Genomic DNA, 14,901 nt, shown 5'->3' with positions numbered 1-14,901 from the left:
ACTAGCCTAAATTTTTAATTTCTATGTTTGATTTTTCTAGTTTTAATGTGGTCAAAGATTCTAAGGATTTTTTTATTGGTATTCGTAAGTCTAAAGTTGGAGAAAATTTCGAGTTTTGTCTGCCACATGGCTTTGATAATTTTCCAGAGGGTGACTTCAACGCAGTACGAGATTTATTTTTTAAGATGTATCGTACCTTTCGCAAGTTTGAACGCGATAATTTAGACTCCAACCGATTTAACAGAAATCAACCTGACTTTCAGCGAGAACAGGATCAAACGACTATTTCATCTGGTGGAGTCAAGATACAAACAGAGGAAGGAGATGTTTGTGTACTCTACAGTAAGATTAAAATGATTGAGCGAGTTCTAGAAGCTTACGATGACTTAGCAATCAACTCCATTCAAAAAAAAGTAAGACGTAGTGAAGACATCGACTATTCTCAGATTCATAAATATCTAGATCGTGCTATCTATCTGAATGACGATGTAATTTATGTTGAAGCAATGGATCTGCCGTGTTTAACGATACGCTATCAAAGCACTGATATTGTCAACCTGTATTGTTATATTCTCGATGAGATTGTTGAGCAGTTAAATGGTGATGTCCCAGATAATATTAAAGCCCGCAATCAAGAAATTCATTTTCTTGCTCAAGGCTTCAAGGAGGATTATTTAACTAGTAACCAGTCTATTTTTGACGAGAATACCTTTGAGGAGACTATTAATGTTCTTAAAGAAGCACTAGATAATATAGATAAGAACACCTATTACAAAGATACTGATTATTGGGGAATTTATGAAGCTATTGAAACATTCCTTTACGGTGATCTAAATCCTGAGAAAGGTGATGGTGAAGTTTGGGGAATACATGGGTTCTCTGTAATTTGGGAGGATATGTGCCATAGCTATTTCTTTAAGAAATACCGCAACGAAATTTGCTATGCGGACACGGATATACCTCTGAAAGATTATAATAACCCAGAAAGAGAAGAGAAAGAGAAAAATCGAGTTGGAAACTGTAAAGCTAATGGTGGATTTACACGGTGGAATCAATGGGTTTATTCCACAGATTCAAATAGTTCTAAATCTTTAGGAAAAGTAGCAGAAAAATTTAAATGGGATGAAATGCTTTGTATTGAATTTGATTTAAATGATGGAACATTAGTTTACTTGCACCCCAAGTATGATAAGTTGGAAAAACGAAATAGAAGTCAAGCACTACGTCGGTTTCTACGTCCTGATTTAATTTTAGAATCAAAGATAAAAAAAATTGACAATAAAGTTATAGAGGGTAATTTTATAAAAATAATTGATTATAAAGATGTCCCATTAGAGTTTTATAAAAATAAAGAACTAGATCCCAACTCAGACAACAAATATAGGTTAGATATCATCAAGCAACTTACATACGAATATGCTCTCCAGCAAACACATGAGGTTTCTGGAAGTGAGTTTTTTATTCCTTATTACTATAATGTAGAACCATCTAATCCATTAGGTGAATTGGAACTAGAACTAAACCTAAATGGTATAGTAATTTTTAGGGCAAATTTCTCTTTAATACAAAATATTTATCTAGAAGATAATCTATGAATGTTGAGTCAGATATAATTGGAATCCGATCTACAGATACAGCCTTTGACAGTCTTTATATTCCTTTCATATCTTTTGCTAACCAGGAGCAAAAGAAGGCTGTAGAAGATTACATAATTTCGCAAGCGGCTAATTTTTTTAAGAAAATAGAAACAAGGCATCCTGCTGTTATTAGTAGAACTCAATTACCGTATTCAAAACTTATTACAGACAAAGATTTTAAAGATTGCAAAACAATCAAAATAAAATATTTTTATAAAAACTTCTTTCATGACTTAGAACGAGATTCTGATGGTAAATTAAAATTAAGAATAAAATGGAGTATCACTTTTGATGAAAAATGCACTCCAATTAAGTTGGTAAGTCTTCGGAAAGATTATCGTGGTTATGATCCTAAGCCTAACGATTTTTCCGATAAAGACGTGCAAGGCCGTCCACATCGAAAATACGGTACTATAGAAATTAATGGAGAACCAGTATTTTACTATATTTATTTCACAATTCAGGAAATATTAGATGTGGTAAAAGAAATACCTCACTTGAACTGAATATATTCAACACATCATAAGTTAACTGGGGTGCAATTGTCCGGGATTGGAAAAACCTACAAAGTCTAATTCAGAAGCTTCGATTAATTCAAATAATGTATCAAGATTGTAATCAAAATTGTCATCAAATTCCTGGGGATCTTCCCACTACCTGCGCTTGCGGGTTGAGATGTACTAAATATTCTGTTCCCACACCTGAACCACAACCAGCATCTAAAATACGGATATCTTGTTTTTGTGGTTTTCTACCCATGCAGAAGTTGTAAGCGGCTAACCAATTCCAACGCCAATTATAACCAGGTGGCGGTTCATCCAGGATGGGTTCAGGGGGAAATGGATAGGTGTCGTAAAGTTTGGCAACAGCAGCACTTACTTGGGAGTCAGACATGATTAGGAATAATGCAGCATTTCTGATCTTAGCGGATGGCGGTTATTTGGGCAAAGGATATTAAAATTAAACCTTCCAGGGACATTTTGCAGTAAAATTATTCCTTTAATATAGAGGAAAGCAAAAAATGACCCGTGTGATCATCGTGCGTCATGGCCAAAGTACCTACAATATAGAAAAACGTATTCAAGGGCGTACTGATGCCTCATCTTTAACTGAGAAAGGCCGTAATGATGCCAGTCAAGCAGGAAAAGCCCTCAGTAGTATTTCCTTTCAAGCTATTTATAGTAGTCCCCTTCAGCGAGCAAAATCAACAGCGGAAATTATCCGCGGTCAATTAACTGAAAAATCTCCTATTATTCAAATTGATGAACAGTTGGTGGAAGTTGATTTACCCCTCTGGGTAGGAATGACGACAAGTGAAGTTCAAGAAAAACTAACTGAAGATTACCGCATTTGGAAAGAACGTCCCCACGAATTACGGATGGTTTTGCAGGAAGAGTCAGGAACTAGAGAACATTTCCCAGTTCTGGCTTTATACGCCCAAGCTAAACAGTTTTGGCAAGAGATTCTCCCCCAACATCAAGGAGAAACTATCCTGATTGTTGGTCATAATGGCATTAATCGCGCCTTAATTAGCACGGCTTTGGGAATTTCCCCCAGTCGTTACCATTGCATACAACAATCTAATTGTGGAATTAGTGTCTTGAATTTTGTTGGTGGTTTGGGTGAACCGGTGCAGTTAGAATCCCTAAATCAAACTCAACATCTGGGTGAAACTTTCCCTTCTCTACGTCCTGGTCACAAAGGGGTAAGATTATTATTGGTGCGTCATGGGGAAACTGAATGGAATCGTCAAGGTAAATTTCAAGGACAAATTGATATTCCCCTCAATGATAATGGCAGAAACCAAGCTGCAAAGGCCGCAGAATTTCTCAAAGACGTAAATATTGATTTTGCTGTTAGCAGCACTATGTCTCGTCCCAAGGAAACAGCGGAAATTATCTTAAAATATCATGCTAGTTTAAACTTAGAACTTTTTGATGGTTTAAGAGAAATTAGTCACGGACTTTGGGAAGGCAAATTTGAATCAGAAATTGAACAAGGATTTCCCGGAGAATTAGAACGTTGGCGGACAATACCGGACAAAGTGCAAATGCCAGAAGGGGAAAATTTAGCACAGGTAAGCGATCGCAGTGTTACTGATTGGAATACTATAGTTAAAAATGCCGAAACGCAGCAATTACAATTAGGATTGGTAGTTGCTCATGATGCTACTAATAAAACTTTATTGTGCCATATTCTCGGTTTATCTGGAGAAAATTTCTGGAACTTTCGTCAAGGTAATGGTGCTGTAAGTGTAATTGATTATCCTCATGGAAGTGATGGTTATCCAGTTTTGCAAGCGATGAATATTACTGGACATTTAAGTAATAGTGTTCTAGATAAAACTGCGGCTGGGGCGTTGTAATTGGATTAATTGTTGGGGTAATTAATACAGCAGGAGAAGTCGTAGGGGCGAAGCATTCGGGCGATTAATTATCGGTTTTTTCCCTGGTAGGGGCGAAGCATTCGGGTGATTAATTATCGGTTTTTTCCCAAGTTTATTTTCCGAATGCTTCGCCCTTACACCGAATGCTTCGCCCTTACAGTGTTGATCTGCAATCTGCTGTAAATTACCCTAACGCTGACTTTACTGTTTTTTTATTTAGAATGAAGAATTAAAAATTAAGAATTTATTTGTTCCCAATCCTATGAAAGAAATAGTTCTAGAAGTCCGCAATCTACAAGTTGAATTTATCAGTGATAGTAGCAAAGTCAAAGCAATAGATAGTATTAGTTTTCAGTTACATCGGGGTGAGACTCTAGGTATAGTAGGAGAATCGGGGAGTGGAAAATCAGTTACAGCTTTAGCAATCATGGGTTTGTTGCAATATCCCGGTAAAGTGAGTGGGGGAGAAATTTGGTTTTCTCGGACAAATGGCCAACCACTAGATTTATTAGCGTTACCACCTAAAGAAATGCAACTATATCGGGGTGGTGACATTGCGATGATTTTCCAAGAACCGATGAGTTCTCTTAATCCAGTTTATAGTATCGGTTTTCAGTTGCAAGAAGCAATTATGCGACATCAGAATGTCAATGCAATGGAAGCCAAAAGAATTGCGATCGCGGGTTTACAAGAAGTTAAACTTTTACCTAGTGATGAACAAATTCAAGAACATTATCTTAACTATGATCTGTCAGAATCAGGGGGCTTTAAATTAGCACAGTTGGTGAAGGAACACAAAGAAGCAATGTTAGATCGCTACCCTCATCAATTATCTGGGGGACAGCTACAACGAGTTATGATTGCAATGGCAATTTCTTGTAATCCATCTGTGTTAATTGCTGATGAACCAACTACTGCTTTAGATGTCACAGTCCAAGCGACAATTCTGGAATTGTTGTATGAATTACAACAAAGTCGGAATATGGCAATGATTTTTATTAGCCATGATTTGGGGTTAATTTCGGAAATTACTGACGAAGTAGCAGTAATGTATAAAGGTAAAATTGTCGAAAATGGCGCAGCGGTACAAATTTTCAGCAACCCCCAACATCCTTATACAAAAGGACTTGTAGCTTGTCGTCCCCGGCTTACTCATCGTCCTCACAAATTGCTGACTGTCTCTGACTACATGAGTGTAGCTAAAGATGAATTTGGAAAAGTAATAATTGAGGCTAAAGAACCTGCACAACCTGCGGAAATTACTAGGGAGGAAGTTCAGGAAAGATTAGCAAAGATCAGTTCTCAACAACCTCTGTTGACCGTTAGTAACCTGGAAGTAGGTTTCCCTGTTAGGGGGGTATTTGGAGAAACAAAACGCTACCATAAGGCAGTAAATGGGGTTTCCTTTGATGTTTTTCCGGGCGAAACTCTGGGATTGGTGGGAGAATCTGGTTGTGGTAAAACTACCTTGGGTAGAACGTTGCTGCGATTAATCGAACCAATGGGCGGTCAAATTGTATTTGATGGCCAAAATATTACTAAGCTGACGGGAAAAACTTTGCAACAGTTAAGACGGGAAATGCAAATTATTTTCCAAAATCCTTTTAGTTCTTTGAATCCCCGGATTAAAATTGGCGATGCAATTCTCGAACCGCTATTGATTCATGGTGTTGGTAAGTCAAAACAACTCCAACAAGCTAGGGTAGTGGAACTTTTAGAACGGGTAGGTTTAAGCGCCGATGATATGAAACGTTATCCTCATCAATTTTCAGGTGGTCAGCGTCAACGAGTTTGTATTGCGCGGGCTTTGGCTTTAAATCCTAAGTTTATTATTTGTGATGAGTCAGTTTCAGCTTTAGATGTATCAGTACAAGCGCAGGTTTTAAATTTATTAAAAGAATTACAAGCGGATTTTCAACTGACTTATATCTTTATTTCCCATGATTTAAGTGTAGTGAAATTTTTGAGCGATCGCATTTTAGTGATGAATCAGGGCAAAATTGTCGAATCAGGAACATCTGAAAGTATTTATCTTGAACCAAAAGAAGAATATACACAAAAATTAATTGCGGCCATTCCTACAGGTAGTCCTGAACGAAAGAAGGTGACAGGTGACAGGGAGTAGGGGAGCAGAGAGGCAGAGGGGCAGGGGGGCAGGGGGGGCAGGGGAGCAGGGGAGCAGGAAAAACTTCTTAACAACTGACAACTGACAACTGACAACTGACCTTAAAGTACAAAAAATGAGGGCTATGTAATTATGCCCTCACTAGATATTATTGGATATTAAACTGTATTAGACTAGGTTTAGTAGTATATTTTACCACCACCCCATTTAGTACCAACTACTTTAGGTTGGAGGAGAATATGACCAGCGATCGCAGTTAAGTCCTCATCTGTCAGATTTCGCATTTCCGTGAAAATATCTGCACTCTTGGTGCTGGGGTGGAATTCAGAAATTTCTTCTTCACCGTCATAGGTAGTGGGATTTTTCATATAGTCCACCAAACCTTCAATATTATTGCGGTTGGGTGTAGCTAATGCCAAAGCTTCTGGCTCAAGTCCCACGTTTTGGTTAGTCTTAGTAACACCACCCGCATGACATTGAGCGCAAGCGAATTGAAATAATCGTTTGCCTTCTTTGACTTGTTTTAAGCTGAGTACAACGGTATCACCTTGGGCATTTAATGGTACTGTTCGGATCGCTTCATCCAGTTCCACTGCTGTTGCACTACCGACAAGCATCTGAAATGTCAGCAAAATAGTAGCTACAACCACACCAATTAGTCTTCTAAACATATTTCCCCTTAAAGATTTTGATGCTTAACACAAGCTTTGATAGCGATACTAAATCTCTATATTGATGTTCATTACTGATGAGTGATTGCCTTGGTTAATAGCCATGCAAAATGTTGTCAGTAACATTTTGTGTATGCTTCACCAATAGTTGGGAAACAATTACCTTTGTATCCTCTAACTCCAACAGAACTGATTATAGAGATTGAGTCACTGTAATACCAATATCATGTTAAGAGTCCAATTTGTTGCCGAAAATACGTTAGACTCTTATTAGTTCAAAAATACTATTTTTGTTGTTGTGAAATGGATAGCGTATAGTTATAATTGCGTCTCGATAATTCACCTACGTAAACTGAGTATTTTCCTTTAGTCCAGTAACCAGAAAGTTTTGGTCTGTTTTCAGCATCATCACTGAGTACACAAAAGCGTCCCCCTGGTCCGTCAATTAATAGTGTTGCCTGTCCTTCACTCTCTACTGTTAATTGTAGATAAGGCAGCGATTCAGTAACTTCAATGACTTGACTAGGTATAGTAGGAATATGACCGCAATCAGTTTTGATCACTCCCCCAGATTGACCAGTTAAGTTCATGGGATCTATCTGGAGAGGATTTTTGATTTTAGTAATTGAGGGTTTGGCAAAACTAGTTTGAGTAAGCAATAAACTCATTACTAATGCTGCGGGAATAAGTGTAAATAGCCTCAAAGTCTTCATTTTATTTCCATCCCCCCAACTTGATTAGGCTGTTTATTAAATATAGCAATTTTGCATGGCATATATTTTTAGACGGAGACAATCAGATTGTGTTCCTGGGTGACTGAGCTTTAAACTGGTGCAAATGAGTGTTTCTTATCTGTTCCCTTCTTTTGTAATTAATTGTTAATTGACAATTATTATCAAATCCATCCCCTAACTTCATTATCTGTCATAGGTCTTTCTAGCTTCACATATTCGCTTTTAGCAGCTTGCAGAATATGTTTCATCATTACGGATTCATTTGCTTCTGCTGCTAAGAATGTAGCATTTTTAGCGATATTGCGAATATTTCCACCGGCGACATTCAAACTAGATAATTTTTTAAAATTTAGTCCTTCTGTTGGTGTTTTTTTCGGAAATATGCGTTTCCAAATTTCTTCTCTTTGTGTTGCATCTGGAAAAGGAAATTGGACTACAAATCCTAGTCGTCGTAAAAAAGCTTGATCTATAGAACCTTTTAAATTAGTTGTTAAAACTGCTAAACCTTGGTATGCTTCCATCCGTTGCAATAAATAACTAACTTCCATGTTTGCATAGCGATCATGGCTATCTTTTACTTCCGAACGTTTGCCAAATAAGGCATCAGCCTCATCAAATAGGAGGATTGCCCCTCCACCTTCAGCAGCATCAAAAACTCGGCGCAGATTCTTCTCTGTTTCACCAATATATTTACTAACAACAGAACTTAAATCAATCCGATAAACGTCTAATTTTAAGTTGTTACCTAATACTTCTGCGGCCATGGTTTTACCTGTGCCACTTTGTCCAGCAAATAAAGCACTGATACCGAGTCCTCTTTTACTTTTAGATGCAAATCCCCAGGATTCATAAACTTTAGTTCTTTGGCGGACATGAATAGCAATTTCTTGAAGAGTTTGACGATCTCTTTCTGGTAAAATTAAATCATCCCAGTCTGCTGTTGAGTCAATCCGTTCTGCCATATCATCGAGGTTCAGTCGGGCTTGAGTACGGCAAATATCCCAGAGATGATCTTGGATTTCTGATTGAGAATTATTGATATTTTCCCAAATCTCTTTTCCTAAATTTTTAGCTTTGAATCCTACTGCTTGAATTGCGGAGGAACTAAGATTAAAATGCGAGACTAGAATATCTATATGTTGATCTAGTTGGGATGAGGCTGTACCTAGAGTATTTTTCCAAATTAGACGTTGTTCATCTGTGCTAGGTTGATGAATATCAAAGACAACTAGGGGGCGTTGTCGGGAACGTCGGCGATCTTGACTACTAATAATTAAAGGACATTCAATAGTTTCTATGAATCGGGAAATTGTATTTTCTCTAGCTGTATCTGTAGTTATTATAGAGTCGCAGTCTAAGAATAAAATACTTTTATTTAATGTCCATTCTCTTTCCCATAAAGATTGTATAAAACTAAGTTGGGTAATGTCTAGAGGCAATGTGTCCGCAGAAATGATTTGTAATTGACTGTTTAATTGCCAACAAGCATTAGCAGCTATGGATTTTTTAGTATTTATTTCACCGCCACACAAATACAATGCTGGATATGATAAATTTAATGCTTGTTCCCAAATTGCTTTTATTTGATCGGCTATTTCTTGATGGGATGGTACTAGTTGATTTGCTGGTGGTAATGGTTCAACCATACTGATTAATCGTTCATCTAATTCTTGTATTCCCCATAAATAGTGTAGTATTCTTTCATCAAGTCTGATTGGACTATTAGTTAATGATTTTCCTGGTGATAATTCAATGATTCGCCATTGTCGTAAAGGTGCATCAGGAGTAATTGCACCCCAATAAGATCCTGGTAAAGTTGCCATAGCTAGACTAAAGCTAGGGTAGTTAAGTTCCGCATTTGATTGAATTCTTACGAATAAGCTTCCCCAACTATTATTTAATTCTATACCAACACACAGTAAAACTAAATCCCGTTCAAAATCTGATAAATGGAAGATTTGACATAATTGTTCTAATGCCGATAGTGGAGACATTCCTGATGGTGGCAGAGGTGGAAAATTAGATATTTCCCGATCTGGATGATGATTATTTAGGATCTTTTCGATGCGGGCGATCGCTTGGCGCAAATAAAAATAGTTTTCTCGCACCCACTTGTCACGGTTGGAGTTTAATTCTGGCATTTAGCTACCAATTTCTTGAATTAATTTTTCTAAATATTCTTGGGCTTCTTGATCTGTCATCAATAAAGCTTTACCTTGTTCTAAAATTTCATATTTTCCTTGATAATATCCATGTCCAGCAATTAATCCTAAGCTGACAGCTTGATTACCAAGTTTTGTAAGTTTGTTAAAGCTATCTATTTCTAGTTGTCGTTCACAAGATTCTTCATTCATGGTTTTGTTGCTAGTGATCACAGAAAATGACAGTATTTTTGGGTTGATTATAGCATAATTTATCACTAGGCTTGAATAGTTCAATCAAGAAGAGACTGTATAAGGGGAGACAACAAAATGAATTATTTACCCAATTTGTTAGGAATTCCTTCACAACCACCGGGAATTGTGTTTCTGCTTTTTTCCCCACACCAAGCACAGCAATAGTAACGAGCAGATTCAGACATTCGTTGTACGTTACTAAAATTAGCATTTTCTACGACTGCGCCGGTTTGTTCACCGGTTTCATAGTTGGGTGGTTGAGTACGACTGCGGGGTGATGCTTGTTCTCCTGAACCATAAAATAACCGGATTCCATTTAAGTCAGCACCGCTAAGATTAGCATCATATAAAATTGTGCGGGAGAGATTGGCTTTTACTAAGTCACAATTGGCGAGATTGGCACGGACGAGATTGGCTTCACTTAAATCTGTCCAACGCAAATCAGTTGCTGATAAGTCTGCGGATGCTAACATGATTCCTAAATCAATGACGCGCACTCCTTCTAAACGATCTTCGGCATAACCACCACTACCATCTAGAATAGCTCTACCTAAACGGCGATCGCGTTGTAAAGGAGTGAGTAGTTTGGAACGGGAGAGAAACCGCAGAATTTTGGCTTTACCACTAGCGTCTACACTACTAAATATAGCGGCTGTTCTGCCTTCAGCGATCGCTCTTTCTTGAGGCCAATCTTCTAATAATCCTTCTTCATCTAATACTAAATCGGAAACACCTTGAAAGTAAGAATCTATGGTTTGTTGTTGAGTAATAATATTTTGTTGTACTGTTAGCAAATTTTGTTGAATTGTTAGATCTTTAGAAATAACATATTGTCGCCACGCTACATAAACGGCAATTATGGCAATAGAAATTTGCCCTAAAGCCCCAAACCATTCTGCTAAAGTTCCTGAAGCATCCCAATTTATTCTTTTACCCCATAATAAGAAATTCTTTCCTAAATTTGTAAATTTAAATAAGCCAATTATGGCTACAAATATGCCTACAAAACCTACAAATATATTTCTCTCTTGGGGTGAAAACCAATCTTGAATTGCTTTTTTTAACCAAGGAAAAAGTATGATGAGAGATAATAGTAAGGCAGCTAGAGTTCCTAAGATGCCTAAGAATGAGTTATTAATGACGATACCAATTAATGTCAAGGCGATCGCTAAATTAGTGAATAATAAAATTCTCAAGCTGACAGCATCTTTAAGACTGGAGTTATTTTGCCAAAAAGCAGCAGTTTTTTGGATAATGCTCGTCTTGACGGCAGATTGTCTACATATTTGTTTTTTACCCACTTCTTCTGTTATTGATAAGTTCTCACTTTTACCATTTTCCAATTCATCTTCCTCATTTATATCTGGAGAATATGGGGAAGATGAGTCAGATTCATTAATAGTCATACTTTCGATAGTCCTATATTATATAGTTATTAATATTTCTTATTTAACCAGATAATGTGAACAAATTATAACTTACATCATATTGAGTTTAGAAAATTGACGTTTTCTCTTAAAGATTGTATATTTTTTTTGCCAATATGACAACAATACTTTATGGCAAATATAGCAGTTCCCATGCTCGTGAGGTACAAAGTTTTTTAGTTTTAGGGAACAGGGAATAGATCCAGCCTCTAAATTCTCCAGAAGCTTGTGTCATCTGCTTTTTTAATGTTTAATTTTCAATTCCACCCTGTGGTACTAGTCTCTGAATTCTCTATTGACAAATTAAGTATGGTTATGCACTGCCAGTTTTTACCAAACAAATAAAATGGTTATATAATAAGCGGTACTATAGATGAGTAAAGTTTATACTTACGGGGCAATTGATTTATTTAACATAAGTATGGTATGATAGCCCTAATTTGTTAAACCTTTGTCAGAATCCTCATCTTTACTTTGCACAATCAAAAAACAATTAATAACAATTAGTTGATTTTGATACGACTTTTAAATCACCATCAGCTTTAGGATCATAATTATAATGAGTTTTGTAGGTGCAATAATATGGTAGTTTGGCAACGCTTAATTGCCCCTGGGTTGATCAGTTTTTTGACAATAAGCTGTAGTGAATTGCCAAATTCTTCATCTGAAAATGTCAAACAATTGGTTCAGCAGAGCAATGTTACTCAACTGATCACCGAAGTACAAGATAGTCAAAAAGCAGAAAACTTACTATTACAAGGTAACGGTTTATTAGATACCCATCGCTATAAAGAAGCATTAGTAGCTTATGATCAAGTGATAGCTATTAAAACCGACAGTGCAGAAACATGGGTAAATCGTGGAAATGCCTTAATAGCTTTGCAACAATATCCAGAGGCGGTAGAATCTTATGATAAGGCGATCGCCATTCGTCCAAATAAAGATGAGGCTTGGTATAATCGTGGTAATGCTTTAACAGCTTTACGGCGTTACGAAGAAGCCGTAAAATCCTATGATGAAGCGATCGCTATTCAAGCCAACAAACATGAAGCCTGGATTAACAGAGGCATTGTTCTTACCAAATTACAACGCTACAAAGAAGCTTTAGCCTCTTACAATCAAGCAATTACAATTCAACCTAATTTGCATCAAGCATATTATAACAAAGCTTGTAATTATGCCTTACAAAATAATGTCGAACTAGCCATTGAAAATTTAAAGAAAGCTATTCAACTTGTACCTAATAAATATCAAGAGTTAGCAAAAACAGACGCAGATTTCGATAAAATTAGGGATAAAAATCGGTTTCAGGAATTACTACAATAAGTAATGTAATTTGCTAGTTAGAGAAATTGTCAGAAATGGCTAACGCCACGCTACGCTATCAGGATGTCCAGGATTTAAGGATGTACAGGATAAAAACTGGAGTTTTATCACCTATTACCAACCTCAACTAAATAACTAGCAACTTCTGAACTAAGGATCGTGGATTTAATAAAGTGTCAAACTTTGTTTGAGGTTTCTTGTCGTACACCAAAACAATAACCGAGAATTATAGGTTATTTCATCCAAAATCCTAAGTAGAACGGACTAAATAATTCCAGGTTTGTAGTGAGGACTTTAGTCCTCATTTAAGGGCTGAAGCCCTTACTACCAAATCATCTCAATATTTTTTATATTACTTAATCTAAGTTGATTTATTTTTGTCTAGTTACTTATGGCAGTTGATTTATTCTGAGTATTCTGATAAAAAGATACTGAGAATACTGCTATACATCTAATTATGAAAAAACTAAACCAAGGTAGACGTACAAGCAAGTCACCGCTTAATTTTTTAAAAAACCTGCTGCTTTCCCACTGGCGTTCTTTGTTACTAATGTTTATGGGTGTGTATTTACCGTTGCAGGTTGTAGAAATCCTGGCGGAGCAAATTTGGGAAAATGAAGGTGGTTTTTCCTGGGATATACCTATTTTACAGGCAATTTACTCTACAGCTAATCCACAACTTGATACTATTGCCGTATGGCTGACTCAGTTGGGAGGATTCTGGACTGTGTTACCTGTATTAAGTGCGATCGCGGTAATATTATGGAAGCGAAGAAGGTGGAGAACTCTTGCTTATGTATTCACTACAGTTTTAGGAAACTTTCTCATTAATCGCACAGCTAAAGAATTTATGCGCCGAGTGCGTCCCCAATTATGGGTATCAAAAGCACCTGAATTTGATTATGCTTTTCCCAGTGGTCACGCAATGACAAGCATGACATTGGTAGTGATTTTTGTGATTTTAACTTGGCATCGTCCTTGGCGGTGGCTAGTGATAACTATCGGTAGTTTATACGTTTTAGTTATTGGTTGGACAAGGCTTTATCTTGGAGTTCATTTCCCCAGTGATATTATTGCTGGTTGGATGGTTGCGTTAGCTTGGGCTGTTGGTGTCAGTCTAATTATGAAACCTAATTTGCATAGAATGAATAGTGCCAATAGCAGGGTAGAACCGGAAACTCATCTACTACCTGAAGAAAAGCAATTATTGGAGAAGTAGTCAGTTGTCAAGATAAGAAAAATTAACCACGTTCGCGGAGCGTGGCGTTAGCCATAGAAGCGAAGGAAACGAAGGAAGAGGGAAGAAGGAATTAATGGTGTTGCTGATTAAGAGTATGATTTTGTTTCACGCAGAGGCGCAGAGTCTACAGAGAGTAAGAGTTTGAAATCATTGATTTTTGAATTTCATACCCTAATTCAGCAACGCCGAATTAATTAACAAATTTTAATATTTAAAATGGCGGTAATTAATGACCCACATTCCGCAGATGTAACTCAGATTATTGATATTTTTGAAAAATCCCAGCCAGGAAAATTTTATTTACCTAATTTTTCTGGTTGAGTTTAACTTTATCTACCAAAAAATAGAGAATATTACCGAAATTAATTTCGCTAGGTTTTAAAATAGATTCTCTCTCTCAATTAAAATAGTCATTTCGGCTTAAATAAACATGACAATTACAGCAAAAAATATTTTCACTCTTTGCTAAAAATTTCTATTTACTAATTTTATCGATCACTATCTACATCTTTTTTGGTCTAATAAACTCTCATCAAATAATTAGATAATATTTACTACAACTCCTTCCTAAATACCTGACAATCTTTTCACGTTCCTCCGTTAAATTGCTCATTTGTTTTTGTCCATTTATGATTACCAAATGTACAGCCTGAAACATCTGAAATACCCACCTCATTGTCGGTTTATTTGTGATTTTATTGACTTGATTTCTAATCCCATCATCAAATTTAGCTAATTCTTGCCTTAATTTTCTTTGTGCAAGATTATAGACTAACAAGCACAATCCCATTATCATTGCTATTGATTCTACTCTTTCAGGAGTTTTTTACAAATACGCTTGATGTAAAAACAAACGGGTCTTTTAAAAATCTAAATCCTCTCTCGTTAGATTGTTGGGCTTTTATATTCCTCTAATACTTGCTCATCACTCATTCATTTTTATCTAAGATATTCGTTGC

At 36.6% G+C, this 14,901-nt stretch carries 11 protein-coding genes and 1 pseudogene; 6 read left to right on the top strand and 6 right to left on the bottom strand.

Going from position 1 to position 14,901, the window contains the following annotated elements; genetic code table 11:
• The first annotated feature begins 23 nt into the window (after positions 1 to 23).
• Together FJR38_RS14820 and FJR38_RS14815 are read left to right on the top strand one after the other, a co-directional pair.
• A complete protein-coding gene (locus tag FJR38_RS14820; protein WP_168495362.1) occupies positions 24 to 1,595 on the top strand; it encodes an LlaJI family restriction endonuclease in 1,572 nt (523 codons plus the stop codon).
• Positions 1,592 to 2,143 carry a hypothetical protein gene (locus tag FJR38_RS14815; protein WP_168495360.1) on the top strand — a complete coding sequence of 184 codons (552 nt, stop codon included), beginning with the start codon at positions 1,592 to 1,594 and terminating at the stop codon, positions 2,141 to 2,143. The genes FJR38_RS14820 and FJR38_RS14815 overlap by 4 nt, the downstream gene beginning before the upstream one ends.
• Before the next feature lie 142 nt (positions 2,144 to 2,285).
• Here FJR38_RS14815 and FJR38_RS14810 read toward each other — a convergent pair.
• Positions 2,286 to 2,531: pseudogene (locus tag FJR38_RS14810) on the bottom strand (SAM-dependent methyltransferase); the annotation flags it as partial.
• A 127-nt stretch (positions 2,532 to 2,658) separates the two neighbouring features.
• Here FJR38_RS14810 and FJR38_RS14805 point away from each other — a divergent pair.
• Both FJR38_RS14805 and FJR38_RS14800 read left to right on the top strand, forming a co-directional pair.
• Entirely contained in the window at positions 2,659 to 4,002 is a 1,344-nt protein-coding gene (locus tag FJR38_RS14805; protein ID WP_168537894.1) for a histidine phosphatase family protein, read from the top strand.
• A 283-nt stretch (positions 4,003 to 4,285) separates the two neighbouring features.
• The gene (locus FJR38_RS14800; protein WP_168537892.1) at positions 4,286 to 6,148 is read left to right on the top strand and encodes an ABC transporter ATP-binding protein; all 1,863 of its coding nucleotides are present in this window, start codon (positions 4,286 to 4,288) and stop codon (positions 6,146 to 6,148) included.
• 179 nt (positions 6,149 to 6,327) lie between these two features.
• Here the strand turns inward: FJR38_RS14800 and psbV are convergent, their stop codons facing one another.
• From psbV to FJR38_RS14775, 5 genes are all read right to left on the bottom strand, one after another.
• On the bottom strand, positions 6,328 to 6,819 hold the full coding sequence (psbV, locus tag FJR38_RS14795; RefSeq protein ID WP_168495354.1) for a photosystem II cytochrome c-550: 492 nt from the start codon (positions 6,817 to 6,819) through the stop codon (positions 6,328 to 6,330).
• Between the two features lie 284 nt (positions 6,820 to 7,103).
• A complete protein-coding gene (locus FJR38_RS14790) occupies positions 7,104 to 7,487 on the bottom strand; it encodes a hypothetical protein (RefSeq protein ID WP_371418217.1) in 384 nt (127 codons plus the stop codon).
• Between the two features lie 227 nt (positions 7,488 to 7,714).
• A complete protein-coding gene (locus FJR38_RS14785) occupies positions 7,715 to 9,694 on the bottom strand; it encodes an ATP-binding protein (protein WP_168537890.1) in 1,980 nt (659 codons plus the stop codon).
• Complete coding sequence (locus FJR38_RS14780) at positions 9,695 to 9,907, bottom strand: hypothetical protein (RefSeq protein ID WP_168495348.1); 213 nt, start codon at positions 9,905 to 9,907, stop codon at positions 9,695 to 9,697.
• 122 nt (positions 9,908 to 10,029) lie between these two features.
• Complete coding sequence (locus FJR38_RS14775) at positions 10,030 to 11,355, bottom strand: pentapeptide repeat-containing protein (RefSeq protein WP_168537888.1); 1,326 nt, start codon at positions 11,353 to 11,355, stop codon at positions 10,030 to 10,032.
• Between the two features lie 603 nt (positions 11,356 to 11,958).
• Here FJR38_RS14775 and FJR38_RS14770 point away from each other — a divergent pair.
• Together FJR38_RS14770 and FJR38_RS14765 are read left to right on the top strand one after the other, a co-directional pair.
• Positions 11,959 to 12,702 (top strand): tetratricopeptide repeat protein, encoded by a 744-nt coding sequence (locus tag FJR38_RS14770; RefSeq protein WP_168495344.1) that lies wholly within the window; start codon positions 11,959 to 11,961, stop codon positions 12,700 to 12,702.
• Between the two features lie 457 nt (positions 12,703 to 13,159).
• Positions 13,160 to 13,921, top strand: a complete 762-nt coding sequence (locus FJR38_RS14765; protein WP_168537886.1) for a phosphatase PAP2 family protein — start codon at positions 13,160 to 13,162, stop codon at positions 13,919 to 13,921.
• Positions 13,922 to 14,901 lie beyond the last annotated feature (980 nt).

Source organism: Anabaena sp. UHCC 0253 (assembly GCF_009712085.1).
GTDB lineage: Bacteria > Cyanobacteriota > Cyanobacteriia > Cyanobacteriales > Nostocaceae > Dolichospermum.
The sequence above is the reverse complement of the archived record's forward strand: the minus strand, read 5'-3'. Positions and strand labels throughout refer to the sequence as shown.

Excerpts from the sequence above, each read along its gene's own strand:
- FJR38_RS14820 (WP_168495362.1), top strand. The coding sequence starts at position 24 with ATGTTTGATTTTTCTAGTTTTAATGTGGTCAAAGATTCTAAGGATTTT.
- FJR38_RS14815 (WP_168495360.1), top strand. The coding sequence starts at position 1,592 with ATGAATGTTGAGTCAGATATAATTGGAATCCGATCTACAGATACAGCC.
- FJR38_RS14805 (WP_168537894.1), top strand. The coding sequence starts at position 2,659 with ATGACCCGTGTGATCATCGTGCGTCATGGCCAAAGTACCTACAATATA.
- FJR38_RS14800 (WP_168537892.1), top strand. The coding sequence starts at position 4,286 with ATGAAAGAAATAGTTCTAGAAGTCCGCAATCTACAAGTTGAATTTATC.
- psbV (WP_168495354.1), bottom strand. The coding sequence starts at position 6,819 with ATGTTTAGAAGACTAATTGGTGTGGTTGTAGCTACTATTTTGCTGACA.
- FJR38_RS14790 (WP_371418217.1), bottom strand. The coding sequence starts at position 7,487 with ATGAGTTTATTGCTTACTCAAACTAGTTTTGCCAAACCCTCAATTACT.
- FJR38_RS14785 (WP_168537890.1), bottom strand. The coding sequence starts at position 9,694 with ATGCCAGAATTAAACTCCAACCGTGACAAGTGGGTGCGAGAAAACTAT.
- FJR38_RS14780 (WP_168495348.1), bottom strand. The coding sequence starts at position 9,907 with ATGAATGAAGAATCTTGTGAACGACAACTAGAAATAGATAGCTTTAAC.
- FJR38_RS14775 (WP_168537888.1), bottom strand. The coding sequence starts at position 11,355 with ATGACTATTAATGAATCTGACTCATCTTCCCCATATTCTCCAGATATA.
- FJR38_RS14770 (WP_168495344.1), top strand. The coding sequence starts at position 11,959 with ATGGTAGTTTGGCAACGCTTAATTGCCCCTGGGTTGATCAGTTTTTTG.
- FJR38_RS14765 (WP_168537886.1), top strand. The coding sequence starts at position 13,160 with ATGAAAAAACTAAACCAAGGTAGACGTACAAGCAAGTCACCGCTTAAT.